15 protein-coding genes, 1 pseudogene and 1 riboswitch are annotated in these 21,123 nt (G+C 70.4%); of the genes and pseudogenes, 7 read left to right on the top strand and 9 right to left on the bottom strand.

From position 1 onward, the window contains the following. Positions 1–24: 24 nt before the first annotated feature. Positions 25–4,431, top strand: coding sequence for a cation-translocating P-type ATPase (locus tag G6N37_RS22650; RefSeq protein WP_163683636.1), 4,407 nt, complete (start codon positions 25–27; stop codon positions 4,429–4,431). Here the strand turns inward: G6N37_RS22650 and G6N37_RS26495 are convergent. Next, positions 4,397–4,474: pseudogene (locus G6N37_RS26495) on the bottom strand (hypothetical protein); the annotation flags it as partial. The gene G6N37_RS22650 and the pseudogene G6N37_RS26495 overlap by 35 nt on opposite strands. A 63-nt stretch (positions 4,475–4,537) precedes the next feature. Here G6N37_RS26495 and G6N37_RS22645 point away from each other — a divergent pair. Continuing rightward, positions 4,538–4,813 carry a hypothetical protein gene (locus G6N37_RS22645; RefSeq protein WP_163683635.1) on the top strand — a complete coding sequence of 92 codons (276 nt, stop codon included), beginning with the start codon at positions 4,538–4,540 and terminating at the stop codon, positions 4,811–4,813. A gap of 6 nt (positions 4,814–4,819) precedes the next feature. Here the strand turns inward: G6N37_RS22645 and G6N37_RS22640 are convergent, their stop codons facing one another. From G6N37_RS22640 to G6N37_RS22630, 3 genes are all read right to left on the bottom strand, one after another. After that, positions 4,820–8,665: a SpoIIE family protein phosphatase gene (locus G6N37_RS22640; RefSeq protein WP_163683634.1), complete on the bottom strand. Its 3,846-nt coding sequence runs from the start codon at positions 8,663–8,665 to the stop codon at positions 4,820–4,822. Further along, positions 8,662–9,018, bottom strand: coding sequence for an STAS domain-containing protein (locus G6N37_RS22635; RefSeq protein ID WP_163683633.1), 357 nt, complete (start codon positions 9,016–9,018; stop codon positions 8,662–8,664). The genes G6N37_RS22640 and G6N37_RS22635 overlap by 4 nt, the downstream gene beginning before the upstream one ends. A gap of 97 nt (positions 9,019–9,115) precedes the next feature. Next, positions 9,116–9,766, bottom strand: a complete 651-nt coding sequence (locus G6N37_RS22630) for a PAS and ANTAR domain-containing protein (RefSeq protein WP_372514736.1) — start codon at positions 9,764–9,766, stop codon at positions 9,116–9,118. A gap of 163 nt (positions 9,767–9,929) precedes the next feature. Further along, a riboswitch (TPP riboswitch) is annotated at positions 9,930–10,040 on the top strand. On the opposite strand from G6N37_RS22630, the gene thiC reads away from it, so the two are divergent. From thiC to G6N37_RS22605, 5 genes are all read left to right on the top strand, one after another. Next, positions 10,032–11,678, top strand: a complete 1,647-nt coding sequence (gene thiC / locus G6N37_RS22625) for a phosphomethylpyrimidine synthase ThiC (protein WP_163683632.1) — start codon at positions 10,032–10,034, stop codon at positions 11,676–11,678. It overlaps the preceding riboswitch by 9 nt. After that, entirely contained in the window at positions 11,675–12,514 is an 840-nt protein-coding gene (thiD, locus tag G6N37_RS22620; protein ID WP_163683631.1) for a bifunctional hydroxymethylpyrimidine kinase/phosphomethylpyrimidine kinase, read from the top strand. Before thiC ends, thiD begins: the two co-directional genes overlap by 4 nt. Further along, positions 12,511–13,134, top strand: coding sequence for an alpha/beta hydrolase family protein (locus tag G6N37_RS22615; protein WP_163683630.1), 624 nt, complete (start codon positions 12,511–12,513; stop codon positions 13,132–13,134). The genes thiD and G6N37_RS22615 overlap by 4 nt, the downstream gene beginning before the upstream one ends. Before the next feature lie 46 nt (positions 13,135–13,180). Next, positions 13,181–13,615: a MarR family winged helix-turn-helix transcriptional regulator gene (locus G6N37_RS22610; protein ID WP_163683629.1), complete on the top strand. Its 435-nt coding sequence runs from the start codon at positions 13,181–13,183 to the stop codon at positions 13,613–13,615. Between the two features lie 18 nt (positions 13,616–13,633). Then, positions 13,634–14,503 carry an LLM class F420-dependent oxidoreductase gene (locus G6N37_RS22605; protein ID WP_163683628.1) on the top strand — a complete coding sequence of 290 codons (870 nt, stop codon included), beginning with the start codon at positions 13,634–13,636 and terminating at the stop codon, positions 14,501–14,503. Between the two features lie 16 nt (positions 14,504–14,519). On the opposite strand, the gene G6N37_RS22600 is transcribed toward G6N37_RS22605, so the two are convergent. The 5 genes from G6N37_RS22600 to G6N37_RS22580 all read right to left on the bottom strand — a co-directional run bounded on the left by G6N37_RS22600 (position 14,520) and on the right by G6N37_RS22580 (position 21,102). Continuing rightward, a complete protein-coding gene (locus G6N37_RS22600) occupies positions 14,520–16,019 on the bottom strand; it encodes a neutral zinc metallopeptidase (protein ID WP_163683627.1) in 1,500 nt (499 codons plus the stop codon). A 206-nt stretch (positions 16,020–16,225) separates the two neighbouring features. After that, positions 16,226–16,564 carry a hypothetical protein gene (locus G6N37_RS22595; RefSeq protein ID WP_163683626.1) on the bottom strand — a complete coding sequence of 113 codons (339 nt, stop codon included), beginning with the start codon at positions 16,562–16,564 and terminating at the stop codon, positions 16,226–16,228. An 82-nt stretch (positions 16,565–16,646) separates the two neighbouring features. After that, entirely contained in the window at positions 16,647–18,095 is a 1,449-nt protein-coding gene (locus tag G6N37_RS22590) for an HNH endonuclease signature motif containing protein (RefSeq protein WP_163683625.1), read from the bottom strand. Positions 18,096–18,139: 44 nt separating this feature from the next. Further along, positions 18,140–19,612 (bottom strand): M28 family peptidase, encoded by a 1,473-nt coding sequence (locus G6N37_RS22585; RefSeq protein WP_163683624.1) that lies wholly within the window; start codon positions 19,610–19,612, stop codon positions 18,140–18,142. Then, positions 19,609–21,102: a M28 family metallopeptidase gene (locus G6N37_RS22580; RefSeq protein ID WP_163683623.1), complete on the bottom strand. Its 1,494-nt coding sequence runs from the start codon at positions 21,100–21,102 to the stop codon at positions 19,609–19,611. The genes G6N37_RS22585 and G6N37_RS22580 overlap by 4 nt, the downstream gene beginning before the upstream one ends. Between the last annotated feature and the right edge of the window lie 21 nt (positions 21,103–21,123).

Genomic DNA, 21,123 nt, shown 5'->3' with positions numbered 1-21,123 from the left:
ATTGCGACCGCGATACGACGATCCATGCCGTTGCGCGCCGTCGCGACGACCCTCCAGGCGACCACCTCGCTCGTCGAGGCCGGCATCACCATCGCCGCGATACCGCTGCGCGAGGGCGCCCGGGCGATCACGGGTGAGCTGCCCGAGGGCACACCGGCAACCCTGAGCCGGCGCTGTTGGCGCGGCGAGGAGCGCGCCTGGATCGAGGTGCGCGGGCTGGACGGCGCCGCAACCGACGATCCGGCCGACGAACTCGGCCGCACGGTGCTCGACGCGGTGCTGGCTCATCCCGGGGTCGCGTCGGCCGCCCTGAACTACCCGCTGTCGCGGGTGGTGATCACCATCGCCGACGCGGACACGTCGCTGCGCGACCTGTGCCGCGCCGTCGGCGACGCCGAGAAGCGTTGCGCGCCAAGGACAACCGCAGAGCCGTTGGCGCCCCCGACGAGCCTGCCCGGCGATGGCGTGGTGCTGGCGACCCGGGCGGCCACGGCGGCCGCCAGCGCGGCCGGGCTGGGCATCGCGCTGACCGGCCGGGCGCTGCGCTGGCCGCGCATGCCCATCGGCGTGCTGGCCGGCGTCGTCGCCCTCGACTACCAACCGTTGCTGCGCCGCCTGGTCGAGGACCGCATCGGCCGACCCGCGACCGACACCATGCTGGCGCTGGCGGTGACGGCGGCGGAGACCGTCACCCTGTCCCCCGCGTCATTGTCGGTGGGCCTGCTGATGCAGTCGCTGAAAGCCGCGGAATGCCGCGCGGAGGCGCGCGCGTGGGTCCGGCACGAGCCGCAGTTGGCCGGCCACGCCGATCACCCGCACACCGACCCGTCGGCGGGGTCGAAGCCGCCGCGCGGCCGGCCCACCGACCGCCACGCCGATCGATTCGCGCTGCTGCAGGCCGTCAGCGCGGGGATCGTCGGCGCCACCACCCGCAACCTGAACCAGGCCGCGCTGGCGGTCCTGGTGACCACCCCGGCGGCCAACCGCACCACGCCGGAGGCCTTCGCCGCCGCGCTCGGCCAGGGGTTGGCGGACCGGCACGCGGTGCTGTCGTTGCGCCCGGAGGCGCTGCGGCGACTGGACCGCGTCGACGCGATCGTCATCGACCCCCGGGTGTTGTGCACCCGGGGCCTGCGGGTGTCGCTCATCCGCGGCGCGACGGAGGCCGAGCTGCCGGCGGCGTGGTCGCGCGCCCAGCTCATGCTGGAGAACAATCGCCTACGCCCCGGCTGGCACCCGGTGCCCGGAATAGCGCCCAGCAAACCGAACGCGGAGGCCGAGGCGCTGTTCTGCTTCACGCACGACCCGCTGGCGTCGGCCGTCGTCGCCGAGGCGCACCGGGCGAAAGCCGAATTGGTTTCGGTCGAGGACGATTCGCTGGGCGAACTGCGGCCCGCGTTCGACGACGTCAGGCCGCTGGGGCGGGGGTCGGTCGACGACGCCCTGGCCCGCGCGGTGACGGATCTGCAGGAGGCGGGCCGCACGGTCGCCGTGCTGTCATCGGCCGGGGCACAAGGGGTTTGGTCGGCCTACGTGGCGCTGGGTTTGCTGCCCGAACCCGGGGCCGGCCCGCCGCCGTGGTACGCCGACCTGCTGCTGCCCGACCTGGCGGCCGCCTGGCGGGTGCTGCACGCGCTGCCGGCGGCGCGGGCCGCCGCCCAACGCGGGGTCGCGATCTCGGCCGGCGCGACGGCGATGGGCTCGCTGCTGATGATCCCCGGCGTCGGCGGCATCGGGCGTGGGCCGGTGACCAGCGGCGCGGCCGCCGGACTGCTGTCGGGATATCTGCTGGCGCGCGGCATCGTCAAGGCGGACGCACCGCGCCCGGCTCCCGTCCGGGAATGGCACGCGATGGCGGTCGAGCAGGTCCGCCGGGCGTTGCCGGCGCCGGCGGCGGACCCGGCCGGCGATCCGGGGCACCTGGCGCCGGCCACCCTGGGCGCCGCGCCGCCCGAATCGCGCGCGCACGCCTTCCTGCAGTTCGTGGGCGCCGTTCGCGCCGAGCTGACCGACCCGCTGACCCCCGTGCTGGCACTCGGCTCGGCGGCGAGCGCGGTGCTCGGCTCGCCGGTCGACGCCGTCCTGGTGTTCTCGGTGCTCGCCGGGAACTCCATGCTGGCCGCCAGCCAGCGGCTGCGCGCCGAGAACCGGCTCAATCACCTACTGGCACAACAGATTCCACCGGCCCGCAAGGTCGTTTCCGAGGTCGCCGGGGACCGGGTGTACGCCGAAGTCATCGCCGCGCAGCTGCAGCCCGGCGACGTCATCGAGGTGCGCACGCACGAGGTGGTGCCCGCCGACGCCCGGATCATCGAGGAGGCCGACGTCGAGGTCGACGAGTCGACGCTGACCGGTGAATCGCTGTCGGTGGACAAGCAGGTCGAGCCGACGCCCGGCGCCGCCCTCGCCGAACGCCGCTGCATGCTGTACGCCGGGACGACCGTGGTGGCCGGCACCGCGGTGGCGGTGGTGACCGCGGTCGGGGCCGACACGCAGGAACGCCGCGCCGCCGAACTCGTCTCGGGTGACCTGTCGTCAGACGTCGGCCTGCAGCACCAGCTCAGCCAGCTCACCAACCGGGCCTTCCCGGTCAGCATGACGGGCGGCGGGCTGGTCGGCGCGCTCGCGCTGTTGCGGGGTTCGGCCCTGCGCCAGGCGGTCGCCAGCGGGATCGCCATCGCCGTCGCGGCGGTGCCCGAGGGGATGCCGCTGGTGGCGACGCTGGCGCAAGCGGCGTCCGCGCGGCGGCTGACCAAGTTCGGCGCGCTGGTCCGCGTCCCGCGTTCGGTGGAGGCGCTCGGCCGCATCGACGTGGTCTGCTTCGACAAGACGGGAACGCTGAGCCAGAACCGGCTGCGGGTGGCCGAGGTCGTCGCTGCGCCCGGAACGTCGCGCGAGGAGGTGTTGCGCTGCGCCGCGCACGCCGCGCCGGCGTCCAACGGCGGCCCGCACGTGCACGCCACCGACGTCGCCATCGTCGAGGCCGCTTCCGCCGTGAACGGCCACAACTCGAACGCGCCCGTCGCGCACCTGCCGTTCCGATCCGGCCGGTCGTTCTCGGCCTCCGTGACGGACACCGAGCTGGCCGTCAAGGGCGCGCCCGAAGTGGTCCTGGCCGCGTGCCAGGACGTGAGCCCCGGCGTGGAGCAGACGGTCGCCCGGATGGCCGGCAGCGGCCTGCGGGTGATCGCGGTCGCGCGGCGGCAGCTGAGCCCCGCCCAGGCGCGGGCGATCCGGCAGGACCCCGACGACATCGCCGACTTCGCCCGGGACGGGCTGACCCTGACCGGGTTCCTCGGCTTGTCGGACACCCCGCGCGCCGAGGCGGCCGGCCTGCTCGCGGATCTGCGCCGGCTTTCTGTCGGCGTCAAGCTGATCACCGGCGACCATCCGATCACCGCCAAGGCCATCGCCGAGGAGCTCGGCATGAGCGTGACCGCCGAGCAGGTGATCAGCGGCGCCGAGTGGGATGCGTTGTCGCGCAAGGATCAAGAGCGTGTCGTGACCGAGCGGGTGATCTTCGCCCGGATGACACCGGAGAACAAGGTCCAGGTCGTCCAGACGCTCGAGAGCGCGGGCGTGCGCACCGCGATGGTCGGCGACGGCGCGAACGACGCCGCGGCCATCCGGGCCGCCACGGTCGGCATCGGCGTCGTCGCCGGGGGCAGCGACCCGGCGCACATGGCGGCCGACGTAGTGCTGGTCGACGCCCGCATCGAGGGCCTGCGCAACGCCATCGAAGAGGGCCGCCAACTCTGGCAACGGGTGCAGGCGGCGGTGTCGGTGCTGCTCGGCGGGAACGCCGGCGAGGTGTTGTTCGCGATCGTCGGCAGCGCGATCACCGGGACCTCGCCGCTGAACACGCGGCAGCTGCTCTTGGTGAACATGATGACCGACGCGCTGCCGGCGGCGGCCCTCGCGGTGAGCAAGCCCAGCGGCCCGGCCGACCCGGGCATCCGGGGCCCGGATCAGCCCGCGTTGTGGCGCGCCGTCGCCATCCGCGGCGTCACCACGGCCGCCGCGACGACGGCGGCGTGGGCGATGGGAAGCGTCACCGGCCGCCCACAACGGGCATCGACCGTCGCGCTGGTCGCCCTGGTCGGCGCGGAGCTGGGTCAGACGCTGCTGGATTCACACGCCCCGCTGGTGGTGTTCACCGCGGCGGGCTCGCTCGCGGCGATGGGCACGCTGATCAGCATCCCGGTGGTCAGCCAGTTGCTCGGCTGCACACCGCTGGGTCCAGTCGGCTGGGCGCAGGGGCTGGGATCCGCTGCCGCGGCGACCGTCGCGATCGGGGTTGCGAATCGTGCGCTGACGGGTCCGGGCAGATCGTCCGATGCGCCCGCCGAGGCGGGTGAACCTCGACGACCCCGACGCGCCATAGCAGCGCATAGAGTTCCAGTAACGGCACCTTCAGCACCAGAGCAATAGATGAAACCAGCGGATCGCCCCCGGTGTCGGTCAACGTCGACATAAGTCCGACGGTGGCCGCGGCACCCGGCGGGTCGGCAAACCCTTCGTTACTGAAAGGCAAATGATGGCGGAAAAGAAGTCGCGCAGGGGGACATCGCAGCGCGAGGCGGTGGACAAGATCCGCGAGGGCGAGACGTTCGTCGTGAACGTTCCGGTGATCGGCCAGATGGAGATTCCCCGGCCCGAGCAGCTGGCCTATTTCGGGGGCCTGGCCGCCCTGGCGGCCCTCGAACTCATCGACTGGCCGGTGGCCGTGGTCATCGCCGCCGGACACTTGCTGGCGAGCAACCACCACAACAAGCTGCTGGAAGAGCTGGGCGAGGCCATGGAAGAGGCCTAGCGTGGCCTAACCGGTCGCGACGGCCTGGTCGAACCGCAACGTGACCCGGGTGCCCGCCGGCGTGCGGAGCGTGTCGACGTGATCGGCCAGCCCACCGATCAGGGAAAGCCCGCGGCCGCGGCGCCTGCTGCGCAGGCTGGCCGAGGAATCCCCCACCCACCGCCCGGTGTCGCTCACCGTGACCGCGATCGTCTGCCGGCGCACGAAGGCCTCCACGGAGACGGTGCGGCGCGGCTCGCCGTCGCTGCCGTGCTCGATCGCGTTGGTCACGGCTTCGCCGGTCGCCAGCAGGATGTCCAGTTCGCGCTTCGGGGCGACGTCTAGGCCGGCCAGCCATTCGCGTAGCCGCTCGCGCGCGACGGGAATCTGCTTCGGTGCGGCCGTCACCACGGTGGCGAAGCTGCGCGGGGCCCGGTGGCTCGGCCGCAGCGCGAGCACGACGACGTCGTCGCGGTAACCGGTGCGCGGCGCCATCCGGGACAGCAGCTCGGTGCAGACCGTCTCGACCGGCAGGTCGGCGCAGTCGGCGGCCGCGGCCTGGAGGCGCGCGAGACCGTCGTCGAGCGTCTCGCCGGCACGCTCGACGAGGCCATCGGTGTACAGCAGAATCAGGCTCCCCGGGGGCATCTCCGCCGTCGCGGTGGCGTCGGGCGGATAGCTTTGCGCATCGTGTTCCTTGATGGCGACCGGGAGACGCCGCCCGGACGTCAGGAACACCGCGCGATGATCGGGGAAGACCAGCAGGGGATAGGGGTGCCCGGCGCAGCTGTAGGTGACGGTGGCGCGGCCGGTGTCCGGCTCGGTCGCGACGAGGGCGTAGGCCACGGTCGCGCAGCGCGCCCCCGCGACGCTGGCCCCGTACCGGTCCAGCGCCCCCAGCACCGCGCCCGGTTCGCCCGCGGTCAGGGCCGAGGCGGCCACCGCGGCGCGCAGCCTGCTCATCACGATTGCGGCGGCCAACCCGTGTCCGACGACGTCGCCCACCGAGATCGCGACCCGGCCGCCGCGATCCAGCGGGGTGACCGAATACCAGTCGCCGCCGACCCGCATCGTCTCACCGGCGGGCTCATACACGGCGGCCACGACCGCGGCCGTCGATCCCCGGTCCAGATCCAGCAGATGCTCCTGGAAGTCAACCGCGATGCGGTGCTCGCGCTCCATCACGCGGACCCGGTCCAGGGCCGAGGACGTCAGCTCGGCCATGCGACCGAACGCATCGAGTTCGGCGGCATCGAACTGGCGCGGCGTGGGCCACAGCAGGCCCAGCACCCCGACGACGCGGCCCGAGTGGTCGCGCAACGGGTGGGCGACGCACGCGCGGACGCTGCCGGCGGTGTCCTGCACCGCGTGCTCGTAGCGCGGGGGCAGGTTGAACGTGTCGGTGATGACCATCGACTCGCCGGTGCGCACGACGTCGGCCCCCACCACCGGCGAGTCGAGCTCGGTCACGTGGTAGCGGTCGCGCAGCTCGCCGGGCAGGTGGCCGGAGTATTCGAACCGGATGTGGCGTTCGCCGTCGAGGACGCCGATGGTGACCGAGGCGGCGTCGGCTGAGCCGAACGAGGATTCCAGCAACGCGTCCAAGATCCCGGCGACCGAGTCGGTGGCCTGCAGCGCGGAGTCGAGCTGCACCAGATCGGAGGCGGCCAAACGCTGGCGATCGCGCTCGCGGGCCACCGCGGACAGCCGCGACCTCACCCGGTCGACGAGCTCCTGGGAACGAAACGGCTTGGGCAGGTAGTCGTCGGCCCCACCGGCGTAGCCCTCGTCGACCGCCTCGGGCCCGGCCCTGGCGGACAGCATGAGGACCGGTGTGGCCGCCAACTCCGGGTCGGCCCGGATGGCCGCCACCAGTCCGAAACCGTCGATGCCCGGCATCATGACGTCGGTGACGACCGCGTCCGGGCGCAAGGTCCGGGTCGCCGCGAGGGCCGACTCCCCGTCCGCGGCGAGGACGGTCTCCCATTGGGCCGACAGCACCCGGTCGAGATGGTGTCGCATGTCGGCGTTGTCGTCGGCGATCAACACCAGCGGCCGCGACCTCTCGGGTGCGGCGGTCGACCCGTCCCGGCCCGGAACGGGAGTTAGCCATTGACTGGCCTCCGCCACGTACGGGTTGCTCTCGTCCAGCGGGCCCGCCGGTGAGCGACCGGCCGCCGTGCCGGCGGATTGCGGCAGCCGCACGGTCACCGTCGTCCCGCGGTCCAATTCGCTGTCGATCTCCACGGTCCCGCTGTGCAGCTCGACCAGCCCGCGCACCAGCGAGAGCCCGATCCCGGTGCCCTCGACGCTGCGGCCGCGAAAGTTGTCGGCCCGGTAGAAGCGGTCGAACAGGCGGTCCAGATCCTCGGCGGCGATCCCCACTCCGGTGTCGCGCATGGCGACGACGCAGTGCCCGGATTCGGCGCGCACCTCGACCGAAATCGAGCCCCGCAGAGTGTATTTGACCGCGTTCGACAGCAGGTTCAAGATGATCGTCTCCCACATGCCCGGGTCGACGTCGGCCAGCACCGGCGAGCAGTCCACGACGAGCTCGAGCCCCGCCCGGTGGCAGAGCTCGGTGAAAGACGACGCGATGTGGGCGGTCAGCGCGCCGACGTCGGTGCACTCCAACCTCGCGTTCGCACGGCCGGCCTCGATGCGGGAGAAGTCGAGCAGCGAGTCCACCAGGCGCTGCAGGCGGCGCGCGTTGCGGCCCGCCGTGCTCAGCCGGTCCGCCAGCACGCTTCCCGGCGGCGCTTCGGTCAGCGCATCGTCGAGCGGCCCGAGCAGCAGCGTCAGCGGGGTGCGGAACTCGTGGCTGACGTTGGTCAGGAACGCGGTCTTCGCCCGGTCCATCTCGGCCAGCGCATCGGCCCGCTGCCGCTGCTGCTCGTAGGAGACCGCCGAGGCGAACGCGGCGGACAGCTGGTCGGCGAGCAGTTGACAGAAGCCGCGGTACATCGCATCGAGGGGACGCCGCGGGTTGACCCCGATCACCACCGCCCCGCCGCCCGGGGTTTCCCCGAGCGGCAGCACCAGGGCCTGCCGGGGACAGTTCTCGCCGAAAAGCTCTGTGATGCCCGGGATTACGTCCTCGAGCGGGCCGATGACGCGCGCGGCGCGGGCGCGTGGGGCCGTGTCCCAATCCGTGAGCTCGGCCAGCGAACCGGGCAGCAGCGAACGAACGGCGGGCGTGGCCCCGCGCAGCGTGCTGTCGCGCGCCCCCTTCCCGGCGCCCGCCACGTAGACGGCGATGAACGGCAAATCCGGTGGCTGCGCGTCGCACACGGCGACGGCGCTGCTCACCGCGTCGTCGACGGTGTGCGCGTCCATCACGGCGGCCGCCACCGAGTTGAGCAGGTGGAGCCGCCGCTCGCTCAATACCCGGTCGGTCGTTTCGATCACCGCGCAGAAGACGGCGGTGACCGCGCCGTCGCCGCCGATGATGGGGCTGTAGGTGAAGGTGAAGTAGCGCTCCTGCGACACGCCGCCGGTCATCAGCGGCAACATCAGGTCGTCGGACCAGGTCGCGACGCCGGTGTCGATCACGCTGGTGAGCATCGGGGAGATCTGCGGCCAGATCTCCCACCACACCTGCTTGGCCGGGCAACCCAGGGCCGCCGGGTGTTTGTCCGCCAGTATCTGCGCGTAGCCGTCGTTGTACATCAGGAACAGATCCCCGGGCCGCAGCCAGAGCACGATGGGAAACCGCGAGGTCAGCGCTACCGCCACCGCCGCCCGCACCTCGGCCGACCAGTCCCGGGGCGAACCCAATGGATGGGTGTCCCAGTCGAATTCGGCGAACCGGCGACCCATCTCACCGCCCAAGGAGACCGCAGCCGCCAGATCGGCCGGCAGCGCCGGGTTCATTGCGGTCGGTTGCGCTGCAGCGCCTCGGGCAGCGTGGGATAGATGTCGAGGATCCGATCCAATTCGGTCACCTCGATCGGTCGGAGCACCTGGTCGTGGTCTGCGACCAGGCGGACCGCCGTGCCGGCTTCCTTGCCCGCCTCGTGGCACTCGAGCATGGCGTTCAACGCCGCGCTTCCGAAGAAGTCGACCGCTTGCAGGTCGACGACGACCAGCCGGGCCGGGTGCGTCTCGGCCAGCTTGAGCGCGGCGGTCAGATGAGCGGTTACCTCATCGACGGTACTGGAGTCGACGCCGCCCTTAACGCGCACGACCACAGCGTCCTCGAGTGCCTCGTGTTCCACCGCCAACACCTTCGATGCCTTTCGCCGCTCATGGGGACGCGCGGGATGCGCCAGCGTCTAGGAACACTAACTGTTTGCGGGCAGCCGCGTTCGCGTATTCCCCTGGTTACCCGGCGGACTCGGCGGACACCCGTTCGTGCACCGTCAGCAGCAGGTGGTCGAACTGGCTCTGGACGGCGGCCGTCGAACCGTCCAGGGTTGCTAGGTCGGCGAGCAGTTGCCTGGCGAGCGCCCGCAGCTTCATGTTGGTCTCTTGGGACCGCCACTGCAGCACGCGAAAGGCCTGGTCGGCGCTGACCCGGTAGACGAACATCAGCACGCCCTTGGCCTGTTCGATCGCCGCGCGGCTTTCGAAGAGGTCCGGGAGCGCCTCGTCGAGCACCTCCCGCCGGGTCTCGTCGAAGGTGTCGGTGAGGTCGATGTAATAGCCGGCGGTCCCCACCACGGCGCCCGACTCGTCGTGCATGCGGTCGGCCACGACGATCGCGTCGTGCACCTTGCCGGCGGTGTCGAGGAACCGGTGCCGGCTGGAGAACGACTCCGCCGACCGCAGGGCGTAGTCGAGGACCTCCTGGACGTGCGCGCGGTCGTCGGGGTGCTTGTGCGACAACAACAGCTTGGTCGTGGGCTCGACGGTCCCCGGTTCGTAGCCGTGCATCCTGGCGACCTCGTCGGACCACTCCCAGCGCTCACCGATGAACCAGAAGCGGAAGGTGCCCACGTTGAGATGTCGGGCGATCGCCTCGGTCGGGCTCAGCTGTTGGCCGCGAGGCCCTGCCGGTGTCTCCCCGTTCGTTTCGCCTTGCTCTTGCACGTTTGCATCCTCGCACCAGGGGGGCATCACCGGCTACCGCCCTGGCCGAATGGCCCGCCCACCTGCCGGGTGGTCCGGTGTGGGGGTAACGTCGCGTGCGGACCATCCAACACAACGCGGGAGCGCACATCGAAGGCGCTGAGAGGACGGCTCGGGGCCGTCGACCGTACGAACCTGACCGGGTAATGCCGGCGTAGGGAGATGAGAAATGACCGATGTCCTTTCCTCAGCCGTCGAGGCCGCCGTCACCACCGGGCCCATCGCCGGTAGCAGCAAGGTCTACCGCGAGGTCGCGGCGCCGGGTGCCGGTGCGCACCTGAGGGTTCCGTTCCGGCGCGTGCACCTGTCCACCGGAGACCACTTCGACCTGTATGACACCTCCGGCCCGTACACCGACGCGGACGCGGTGATCGACCTGACGGCCGGGCTGCCGCCGCGGCCGGGCGTGGTCCGCGACCGCGGCACCCAGCTGCAGCGGGCCCGGGCCGGCGAGATCACCGCCGAGATGGCATACATCGCCGCCCGCGAGGACATGCCCGCCGAGCTGGTGCGCGACGAGGTCGCCCGCGGCCGCGCGGTGATCCCGGCCAACCACAACCACCCGGAGAGCGAGCCGATGATCATCGGCAAGGCCTTCGCGGTCAAGGTCAACGCGAATATCGGCAACTCCGCGGTGACGTCGTCGATCGCCGAAGAGGTCGACAAGATGGTGTGGGCCACCCGCTGGGGTGCGGACACCATCATGGACCTGTCCACCGGCAAGAACATCCACGAGACGCGCGAGTGGATCCTGCGCAACTCCCCGGTGCCGGTCGGCACGGTGCCCATCTATCAAGCGCTGGAAAAGGTGAAGGGCGATCCCACCGAACTGACGTGGGAGATCTACCGCGACACCGTGATCGAGCAGTGCGAGCAGGGTGTGGACTACATGACCGTGCACGCCGGCGTGCTGTTGCGGTATGTGCCGCTGACCGCCAAGCGGGTCACCGGCATCGTGTCCCGCGGCGGCTCCATCATGGCGGCCTGGTGCCTGGCGCATCACCGGGAGTCGTTCCTGTACACCAACTTCGAAGAGCTGTGCGACATCTTCGCGCGCTACGACGTCACCTTCTCCCTGGGCGACGGGCTGCGCCCGGGGTCGATCGCCGACGCCAACGACGCGGCCCAGTTCGCCGAGCTGCGCACCCTGGGGGAGCTGACGAAGATCGCGAAAGCTCATGGCGCGCAGGTGATGATCGAGGGGCCGGGTCACGTCCCGATGCACAAGATCGTGGAGAACGTGCGGCTGGAAGAGGAGCTGTGCGAGGAGGCGCCGTTCTACACGCTGGGGCCGCTGGCCACCGACATCGCGCCGGCCTACGACCACATCACGTCGGCGATCGGCGCGGCGATCATCGCCCAGGCCGGCACGGCGATGCTGTGCTACGTCACCCCCAAGGAACACCTGGGGCTGCCGGACCGCAAGGACGTCAAGGACGGCGTGATCGCCTACAAGATCGCGGCCCACTCCGCGGACCTGGCCAAGGGGCATCCGCGCGCGCAGGAGCGCGACGACGCCCTTTCGACCGCGCGGTTCGAGTTCCGCTGGCACGACCAGTTCGCGTTGTCGTTGGACCCCGACACGGCAAGGGAATTCCACGACGAGACCCTGCCGGCCGAACCCGCCAAGACGGCGCACTTCTGCTCGATGTGCGGGCCGAAGTTCTGCTCGATGCGGATCACCCAAGATGTCCGCGACTACGCCGCCGCCCACGGGTTGGACAGCGAGGAGGCGATCGAGGCTGCCATGCAGGAGAAGTCGCAGGAGTTCGCCGAGCACGGCAACCGGGTGTACCTGCCGATCACGCAGCCTTGACCTTCCCCCCTCCCCTCCTGCCGCTGCCGCCGCCGGGCACCACGCCGCTGCGCGTGCTGTCCATCGCGGGATCCGACTCGGGGGGTGGCGCGGGCATTCAGGCCGACCTGCGCACCATGGCGCTGCTGGGGGTGCATGCCTGCGTCGCGGTCTCCGCGGTCACCGTGCAGAACACGCTGGGGGTCAAGGGTTTTCACGAAGTGCCCGCCGACGTGGTCGCCGCCCAGATCGAGGCGGTGGTCACCGACATCGGCGTCCAGGCCGTCAAGACCGGGATGCTGGCGTCGTCGGCCATCATCACCGCGGTGGCCGCCACCTGGCGCCGGCTCGCCGTGACGGTCCCGCTCGTCGTCGATCCGGTGTGCGCGTCCATGCACGGCGACGCGCTGCTCGAAACGTCCGCCCTGGATTCCCTTCGCGGCCGGCTGTTTCCGTTGGCGACCCTGGTGACGCCCAACCTCGACGAGGTGCGCCTGCTGGTGGGCATCGACGTCGTTGACGTGGAGTCGCAGCGGGCGGCCGCGAAGGCGCTGCATGCGCTCGGACCGCGGTGGGTGCTGGTCAAGGGCGGCCACCTCCGGTCGTCCGACCGCAGCTGCGACCTGCTCTACGACGGCGCCTCCTATCACGAATTCGATTCGGAGCGTTTGCCCGGGGGCAATGACCACGGCGGCGGCGACACGCTGGCCACGGCGATCGCCTGCGCGCTCGCGCACGGCTTCTCCGTGCCCGATGCGGTCGGGTTCGGGAAGCGCTGGGTCACCGAATGCCTGCGGGCCTCCTATCCGCTGGGCCACGGACACGGCCCCGTCTCCCCCTTGTTCAGGCTCTCATGAACCTCGATGAGATAGCTGGCGTCGCGCACCGGCCGGAGGCGTCGCCGTCAGGCGTGGTGGTGCTGACCCATGGCGCCGGTGGCAACCGGGATTCGCCGCTGCTGCATCAGGTTTGCGACGAATGGGCGCGGCGCGGCTGGCTCGCGGTCCGGTACAACCTGCCCTACCGGCGGCGCCGGCCCACGGGACCACCGTCGGGCTCGGCCGCCGCCGACCGCGCCGGGATCGTCGAGGCGATCACGCTGTGCCGCGAGCTCGCCGATGGACCGCTGATCGCGGGCGGGCATTCCTACGGCGGACGGCAGACGTCGATGGTGGTGGCGGCCCGCGAGGCGCCCGTCGACCTCCTGACGCTGTTCTCGTATCCGGTGCATCCGCCGGGAAAGCCGGAGCGGGCCCGCACCGAGCACCTGCCCGACATCCGGGTGCCGACGGTGTTCACGCACGGGACGTCGGACCCCTTCGGCACGCCCGACGAACTGCGCGCGGCCGCCGCGCTGGTCACCGGAACCACGGCCGTGGTCGAAATCGCCGGGGCGCGACACGATCTGCGGTCCAAGACCCTGAACGTGCCCGCGCTGGCGGTCGACGCCGCGCTGCAACTGCTCGGACGCAATTAGACAGCTTGAACTGGACAGTTTGGACTGTCTAATCTAGGCTGGTGTCGTGGACGGCATCACCGAGTCAGCGGCCACGGCGGCCCGCGACTTACGGGTGGTCTTCAGCCGGCTGCGGCGCCAGTTGAAGGACCTCGCCACCGACGAGGACCTGACTCCCTCGCAGACCGCGGTGCTGAATCGGCTCTGGAAGGAGGGGGCCTCATCGGCGAGCGCCCTGGCCTCAGCCGAACGGGTACGTCCACAGTCCATGGCCACGATAGTGGCCGCCCTCGAGCAGCGGGGGCTCATCGGGCGCACGCCCGACCCGGAAGACGGTCGGCGGCAACTGATTTCGCTGACCACGGCGGGACGGCGACGCGCAGAGAGCAACCGGCAGGTCCGGGAGGAGTGGCTGGCGCGCGCCATGCACGAGCGGTATTCCGAACGTGAGCGTCGCGTCATCCTCGACGCCTTGACGCTGCTCGAGCGCTTGACCGAATAAGAGAGGGCAAGGGCCGCAATGGAACTGGCAATACACTTCATCGACTTTCTACCCGGCGAGCCGGCCGCGCTGGGCCCCACCCTGGCCGACGCGGCGAAGGCCGCCGAGCAGGGCGGGGCGACGCTGTTCACGCTGGCCGACCACTTCTTCCAGATGGAAGCCATGGGGCGCGCGGAGGACCCGTTCCTCGAGGGCTACACGTCACTGGGCTTCCTCGCGGGGCAGACCACCACGATTGACCTGAGCCTGCTGGTCACTGGGGTGACCTACCGCTATCCGGGATTGCTGGCCAAGGCGGTCACCACGCTGGACGTGCTGTCGCAGGGCCGCTCGATGCTGGGGCTCGGCGCGGCCTGGTACGACCGCGAGCACGCCGCCCTCGGCTTTCCCTATCCGCCGGTGAGCGAGCGCTTCGAGATGCTCGAAGAAACGCTGCAAATCTGCAGGCAGATGTGGAGCGACGACGACGGGCCCTACGGGGGCAGGCATTACCAGCTGGCCGAGACGATCTGTCAGCCGCAACCGATTCGGCGCCCCCCGATCCTGATCGGCGGCGATGGCGAGAAAAAGACGCTGCGCCTGGTCGCGCAGTACGCCGACATCTGGAACAGCACGACGAGTGACGCCGACGAACTCCAGCACAAGATCGACGTGCTGAACCGCCACTGCGAGACGGTCGGCCGGGACCCGGGCGAAATCCGCAAGACGGTCGGCCTTTTCGTCAATCCCTTCGAGGATCCCGACGGGTACTTCAAGACCGTCGAGCGCTACGCCGAACTGGGCGTCGAGATGGTCAATGCCGGCCCGTTCCCCGGAAACCCCGATCCCGTCGGCTTCATCCGCCGCCTCGGCGACGAGGTGGTGCCCAGGCTCGCCGAGATGGGTTGATAGCGCGACGTTCCCGTCATCCCGGGTAGCGGGAGTAGCAGGCGTCCATGTTGCCCGTCACGCCGCCGCGAAACGCCGCTATCCGGGTGAAACCGGCCGGCACGCTGGTGCCGTCGGCGTCACTGGCGACGAGGTGGTTGGTGAGCAACCCCGCCACCGCTTCGTCGAGATCACCGGCCGTGAGCAGGAGTTCCTTCTGCGACGACAGCTCGATCGGCTCGGCCATCTTGCGATGCACGACACCGGTCAGGCACGCGGTGCGCAGTGCGGTCCACGGGCTCTGCATGGCCAGCCCGCGTTCGTGCTGCACGGCCAGCGCGTACCGCGACATCACGACCGACAGCGCGGTGTCGTCGCCCTGCGGCAGGGTCTGCTCGTTCTCGTCGGCGACCTTGCCCATGACCGCGAGCTTGGCCAGGTCGATGACGATCGTGTTGGTGGCGGGGCAGTACGACGCCGGCGGGCTGGGCTTGGCGTCCGGGCAATCGGCGGGCTGGTAGGACACCGCGGGGGGATTCTTCGGGGAGAACACCTTTCCCATGAGTTCCATCAGGGTCGTCATGGTGTCCTGGTCGATCGGCACCTCGCCGGTTTCCGGGTTACCGGTGCTGCTGTCGACCCGCAGGGCGTTGGGCAGGTCGCCGCGGCGCTGCTCGATTTCTCGCTTGTCGATCGCCGCACAGGCCGAGGCGCCGTCGATGAAACCCATTTGGAAGGCGCCGATCCGGTCCAGGGCCGACCCGTGCTCGTCGTCGTTCTCGGTTTCGTTGTCCATTACGGGATCCCGGGTGGTGATGATCCCCGCCAGCACGTGGTCCAGCCCGTCGGCGGTGCTGAGCGTGAAGCGCGGCGACTTACCGTCGGCCACCCAGAACAGGTAGACGCCCGCGAAACAGTCGGCCTGCTGCTCGCGCACGATGGTGGGGTCTCGCCGGGTGACCAGCTTCGCCATGGTCTGCAGCGCGTGACCGAATTCGTGGGCCAGCACACCGTTGACCGACATGTCGCCGAAATACCGTTGGGCGACGGGCATGAACACCCCACGGTCCCAGGCGATCAGGTTGCAGCGCGACGTGTAGAAGGCGTTGACGAGCTTATAGGTGTCGTTGCGGCAAACGATGGGACTGGCCGGATCTTTGGAGTTGTACGACACCATCTTGCCGACGGGGACGAAGTCCCCCTTCAGCGATTGGCCGTACACCGACTGCCAATATTCCTCGATGTCGTTGACCGACAGCAACGACAACTTGTCGATCGCGCCGTCGTCGGTGTTGACCACCGTGCCGGTCGGGCCGGGCGCGTTCGAGCGGACCCCGCTCGGGCCGTTCGTCGCGGGCAGGCCGCCCACCCGGAACGGGTCGTTGAGCATGGACAACGCCCGCCCGCCGACGAAGGATGTACAGCCCGCCACCACGATTGCCGCCGCCACACAGGACGACGCCGCCCACAACAAGGCGGCCGCCCTGCGGGGGCGGCCACCGGTCAGCTGACGTCGATTGCGCGCGCGGCTATTCATACCAACCTCATCCTGACCGGGTGCAGGGCAGCACCAAAGGGTCTCATTCTAGAGCGGTTGGCTAACTATGACAGCCGGAATGGACCCGCCGGTTGCGCGCCCGCCCCGCCGACGGTCGCACGGGTCACCCGTTGGGGAACGAGGAACGCCGGGCAGGTTTTGACCTCGGAGGCAGCGAACTCCGCCGGGCCCTGACCGCTGCGAACCTAGGGGCGCGGCGCGGTGGGCGTGGGCGTCTGCTGAGGTCCCATCGGACCGCCCGGACCCAGTCCACCCGGACCCAGTCCACCGGGGCCCATCATTCCGCCGGGCCCCATCATCCCGCCCGGTTCCATCATCGGGCACGTGCCGCTGTGGCCGCCGCCGTAGCCGTGGCGCCATCCGTAGTGGTCGCCCGAATGCCAGCCCAGGAAAAGCCCCGCGAAGAAGATCACCGCGACGACGAACACGACACCGGCGACGATCACCACCCACGCCGCCACTTGACCGAGCCGACTGTGCGCGCCGTATCGATACTCGACGCCGGATTCAGGAGTTTGCGTCATGCCCGAACGATCTCACACGCATACCCACCGGGGGTAGGGACCATTGGCCCTAGAAAGGGCGGATGCTGGGACCGCGCAGGCCTTAGAACGGCGGGGGTTCGTCGTCCGGTGGCGCGGGGCCGGTTTGGGCGGTTTGGGTCGCCGAGCGGGCCCGGCGGTTGTGATGGCGTTCGGCGGTGATGCGGGTGGCGCGGTTCTGGGCGCGGGTGCGGGTGCGCAGGGGCATCACCGCGGTGCGCTCGGTGCAGCGCTCGGGTGTCGCGGGCGCGGGCAGGTCGCCGGTGGGCGCGCACAGCGTGGGGAACAGCAGCGCGCTGCCGGCAGTGGTGACGTAGGTGTGCCCGTCGGGCAGCCGCCAGATGACGGTGCCGTCGGGCAGTTGCTGATCGTGCCAACCCCAGAAGGTCTTCAGCAAATGATGTTGGCGGCACAGGCATTTCAGGTTCGACGGATGCGTCAGTCCGCCCCCGGCGTAGGGGATCGTATGGTCGATGTCGCAGTCGAGGGCCGGCCGGTCACACCCGGGCGCCCGACAGGACAAATCCCGGCAGCGCACGAAGTCGGCCAGCTTGGCCGACGGCGTGTACTGGGGTTCAGCCTGGGCGGGGACGCTGAGGGGGACCAGCCTGGCCGAGCGCACCAACTCGGAGATCACCTCGGCGGGGATCAGCCCGTCGGCGCCCACCTCCGTCGCCGGAGCCGCCCCGCGGCCCTGGACGCTCGCCGACTCAGCGATCACGTGGATGACGACCGCCCTTGCCGGTGGCCGGGTTCCGGCCGCACAGTCGGGGCGCCCGCAGCGGCAGCCCAGCCGATCCGCCGAGGCCGCCAGCGCGCCCAGCGCGTCGGCGCGCCGCTGCTCGAGACTGCGCGGGTCATGGTCACACACCGTGGCCGCCAAGGCGTCCAACCGCTGGTCTAACGCGTGGGCATCCGGGCTGAACAGGCTGCCGTGGATCTCGGAAATGCCGCCCTGGAGATCCTCAATCCCGATGCCGCGCTCGGTCTGACACCGCTGACGACGGCGCACCGCATCCACATCAACCTTGGCCACGACCTTGTCGACCTCACCGGCCAGCCGGCCCCGGGTCATCGAGGGCCACCGCGCCGCGCGCACTGCCAGCTCGGCGTCGACCGCGGCCAGAACCGCGGCGTCGGTGATCAAGTCGGTGCGGTACACGATGGTCTGAAACAGCCGATAACTGATCTCGCCCGCACGAAATACGGCCGCCACTTGCGGCAGCCGTTCACGCATCGCCAGCGCATACCGCATGAAGCTGCCTGCCATGGCCAGGCTCACCCGAAAAGCCGCGGCGATCTCCGCCCCCACAGCCGCCCACGTATCCACCGCCCAATCGGCCTCCTCACCGCGTTGGGCGCGGCGCAGCTCGAACAACTCACCCACCGCATCCAGCCGATCCGCCACCACCTGGGCCTCTGACCGCCACGACGCACACATTCGATCCACCAGAGCCCGCGACCGCGCACAGGGCGGCGCCTCCCAGGACTCATGCAGCCGGCTATCGAACATAGGTTCGAGAATAGAGCGGGGCACCGACAAGTCCCCGGCGGCGGTTACGGCACCCGGGTGCGATGCCGCTTGTCGTGCGGCGGCACGCCGTTGACGCCGCCGACGGACTGCGCGTAAGTGCCGACCGCGTATGCGACGCCGGAACCCATGATGGCCAACGCGTCCCGATTGATGGTGTCGACGGTTTCGCGGGGGCCCTGATAGTTGGGGTCGAACGGGACGCCCGCTTGCCCGCCCCAGAGCCGGGCCTGCACCGTGGTCTTCAGCTGCGAGGCACCGGCGGTCATGCCCCCGAACGGCACGCCCGCGACCATGAAGGGGTGGTAATCGGAACGGGTGGTCAGCGGCATGTCCGCGGGCCGCTTTCCGGCCAGGTTCAGGTAACCGGCCAGGGTGCGCTCGATGCCGGCCGACCCGTCGGGGACGTCGGCGTAGGTCACCCCGGGCGCCGGCGGACCGGACTGATCGCCGTCGTCGGTGAAGAAACCGGCGTTGGGTGAACCCAGCGTGGTGAAGTTCAGGTACAACGCGATGTCGTTGAGCTGATCGCTGTTCATGCCGAACACGTAGTCCATGACGCCGTTGAGCCCGTCCTCGTCGGCGCCCCAGAACGCGAACCGCACCGCGCTGTTCACCGGCGCCAGCGGACCCAGCTGCAGGGCCGTTTCCAGCACCGCGGCCACCCCGGATCCACCGTCGTTGATGCCCGGGCCGCCGCGCGGGCTGTCGAGATGCGCGCCGACCATGATCACCTCGTGCGGCGAACCGGTCTTGGTCTGCGCCAGCACATTTCGCGAGGTGATCGTGACGTTCCGGGCGTCCAGCACCAGGCGGATGGGCGCGCCCGCGCCGGCGAGCGCGGTCGCGGTGTTGGGGTTGGCAACCGCGACGGGCACGGTCAGCTGCTTGAAGTAGCCGGGGTTGAACAACGTGGCCGGGGCGCCCTGGCCGGCCGGCGCGCTGAGCACCACCAGGGCGGCCGCCCCCTTGGCCACCGCGCTGTTCTGCTTGTCGACCACCGAACAACGCGCGTCGTCGACGATGGCGATCGAACCCTTGGGCAGCGCCGGCGGATAGTCACCGGCCGCACAACCCGAGGGTTGGCTGGGCCGGACCGGCTGGCCGGTCAGGCCGCCGGGCGGTGTCTGCACCAGCAGCGAGGCCTGGTCGACCGGGTAACTGCGGCCGGCGATCGTCATCGCCGGCCTGCCGGGCGAAACGGTATACAGCCGGTCGAACTGCGGTGTCACCACATCGAAACCCCTGTCGCGCAAGGCTTTAGCGACATAGTCGACGCTGGCGTCGTAGCCGGGGGTGCCGTCCGCCCTGTTCCCCTTGTTGGCGTCCGCGATGTTCTGCAGTGCGCGCAGGTGGGCCAGCATCCGGTCCGCGGTCACTTTGCCGGCCAGGCCGTGACCCAGATCCGGTGCGGCACCGGGTGATCCCGGGCGCCCCGACGAACAACCCGCCAGCAGCATGGTCGCCAGCAGCAATGTCGCGCCCAGGCGGCGGGTCATGGCTTGGTCAGCACGTGACGCGTGCGGTCCTGGATCGTCGGCACCCCGTTGTGGCCGCCGACGTCCTGGGCGTAGAGGCCCACGGCGTAGGCGACCCCACCGCCGTTGACGCCCAGTGCGGTCCGGTCGATGCGATCGAGGGTGTCGGTCTTCTGGTGGTAGTTGGGGTCGAACGGCTGGTCGGCCGCGCCGCCCCACAGCTTCGCCTGATCCGCGGACATCTTCCCCTCGGCACCGGAGAACAGGCCGCCGGCGGGGACACCCGCCAGGGTGAATCCGTCGTAGTCGGACCGGCCGTCAAACGCCGTGTCCTGCGCGGTCTTTCCGGCGGATTTCAGGTAGGCGACCAAAGTGCGCTCGATGCCGGCCGACCCCTCCGGCACCACCGGCTGGCCGCGCGCGTCCGCCGGCAGCGATTGGTCCCCGTCATAGGTGAAGTAACCGGGGTTCGGTGACGCGAGCATGTCGAAATTGAGGTACAGCGCGATGCTTTTCAGCGCGGTCAAGTCCAGCGACTCGACGTAGTTGCGCGATCCGATCAGGCCCAGTTCCTCGGCGCCCCAGAATCCGAACCGCACCGCGTTGCGCACCTGCGGCGAACTCCCCAGTCGCAGCGCGGTTTCCAGCACCGCGGCCACTCCCGAACCGTCGTCGTTGATGCCCGGACCGTCGGGCACGCTGTCCAGGTGCGCGCCCGCCATGACGACGTCGGCCGTCGACCCCGTCTTGGTCTGCGCGACGACGTTGCGGGCCTTGAAGCTCTGCACGCTCGCGTTCAGCTTGATGGTCGCCGGCCCCGGCTGGGTGCGCAGTTGCACGCCGACGGACTTGGTCACGCCGACCACCGGGATCTTGACGTTCGTGTCCGGCCCCAGCGTGCCGCCCATCTTTTGCTCGTCGACGTTGTCGGCGACGATCATCGCGACCGCACCGCGCTGCGCCGCGACGTCCTCCTTCTGGGCGAAGGGGCAGGTGCCGCGGTCCACCAGGACCACGGCCCCCTGCGCGGGGAGATTGCCGTAATCCGAGACCGCGCAACCGGGGCCGTTGCCTGCGGGCACGGTCAGCAGCGGCCCACTGACCCCGTCCGGCGGGGTGCCGAGGCTGAAGTCGAGCGCCTGCGCCTCCACCGGCTTGCCCGCGACGGTCACCTCCGGCTTGTCGCCGTGAAACACCCGCGCGGAGAATTCGGGGGTCTGCACATCGAAACCACTGCCGCGCAACGTGTTCACGACATAGTTGACGCTGGCCTCGTAACCGGGGGTGCCCACCGCCCGGGTGCCGTTGTTGGCGTTGGCAATGTCCTGGAGCTTTGCCAGGTGGGCCATCATCGCGTCGGCGGTGACCTTGTCGTGCAGCGCGCCGGCGAACTTGACCGCGTCGGGGTTGCCGGCCGCTTGTTGCGAGGACCGATGGAAGCAGCCGGCCGAGAATGCGGTCGCGGCGACCACGACGAGCGCCGCCGGGATCGTCATGCATTTGTTCACCATCGCGCCCCAGGTTAGACCGCC

Origin of the sequence: Mycobacterium seoulense, assembly GCF_010731595.1 — a bacterium.
In the GTDB taxonomy this organism is placed as follows: Bacteria; Actinomycetota; Actinomycetes; order Mycobacteriales; family Mycobacteriaceae; genus Mycobacterium; species Mycobacterium seoulense.
This window is presented reverse-complemented; position numbering and strand designations above follow the sequence as displayed.

What these genes read in the sequence shown, in the direction of transcription:
- G6N37_RS22645 (WP_163683635.1), top strand. Translation starts at nt 4,538, where the DNA reads ATGGCGGAAAAGAAGTCGCGCAGGGGGACATCGCAGCGCGAGGCGGTG.
- thiC (WP_163683632.1), top strand. Translation starts at nt 10,032, where the DNA reads ATGACCGATGTCCTTTCCTCAGCCGTCGAGGCCGCCGTCACCACCGGG.
- G6N37_RS22615 (WP_163683630.1), top strand. Translation starts at nt 12,511, where the DNA reads ATGAACCTCGATGAGATAGCTGGCGTCGCGCACCGGCCGGAGGCGTCG.
- G6N37_RS22605 (WP_163683628.1), top strand. Translation starts at nt 13,634, where the DNA reads ATGGAACTGGCAATACACTTCATCGACTTTCTACCCGGCGAGCCGGCC.
- G6N37_RS22650 (WP_163683636.1), top strand. Translation starts at nt 25, where the DNA reads ATGCCGTTGCGCGCCGTCGCGACGACCCTCCAGGCGACCACCTCGCTC.
- G6N37_RS22595 (WP_163683626.1), bottom strand. Translation starts at nt 16,564, where the DNA reads ATGACGCAAACTCCTGAATCCGGCGTCGAGTATCGATACGGCGCGCAC.
- G6N37_RS22585 (WP_163683624.1), bottom strand. Translation starts at nt 19,612, where the DNA reads ATGACCCGCCGCCTGGGCGCGACATTGCTGCTGGCGACCATGCTGCTG.
- G6N37_RS22600 (WP_163683627.1), bottom strand. Translation starts at nt 16,019, where the DNA reads ATGAATAGCCGCGCGCGCAATCGACGTCAGCTGACCGGTGGCCGCCCC.
- G6N37_RS22640 (WP_163683634.1), bottom strand. Translation starts at nt 8,665, where the DNA reads ATGAACCCGGCGCTGCCGGCCGATCTGGCGGCTGCGGTCTCCTTGGGC.
- G6N37_RS22590 (WP_163683625.1), bottom strand. Translation starts at nt 18,095, where the DNA reads ATGTTCGATAGCCGGCTGCATGAGTCCTGGGAGGCGCCGCCCTGTGCG.
- G6N37_RS22580 (WP_163683623.1), bottom strand. Translation starts at nt 21,102, where the DNA reads ATGGTGAACAAATGCATGACGATCCCGGCGGCGCTCGTCGTGGTCGCC.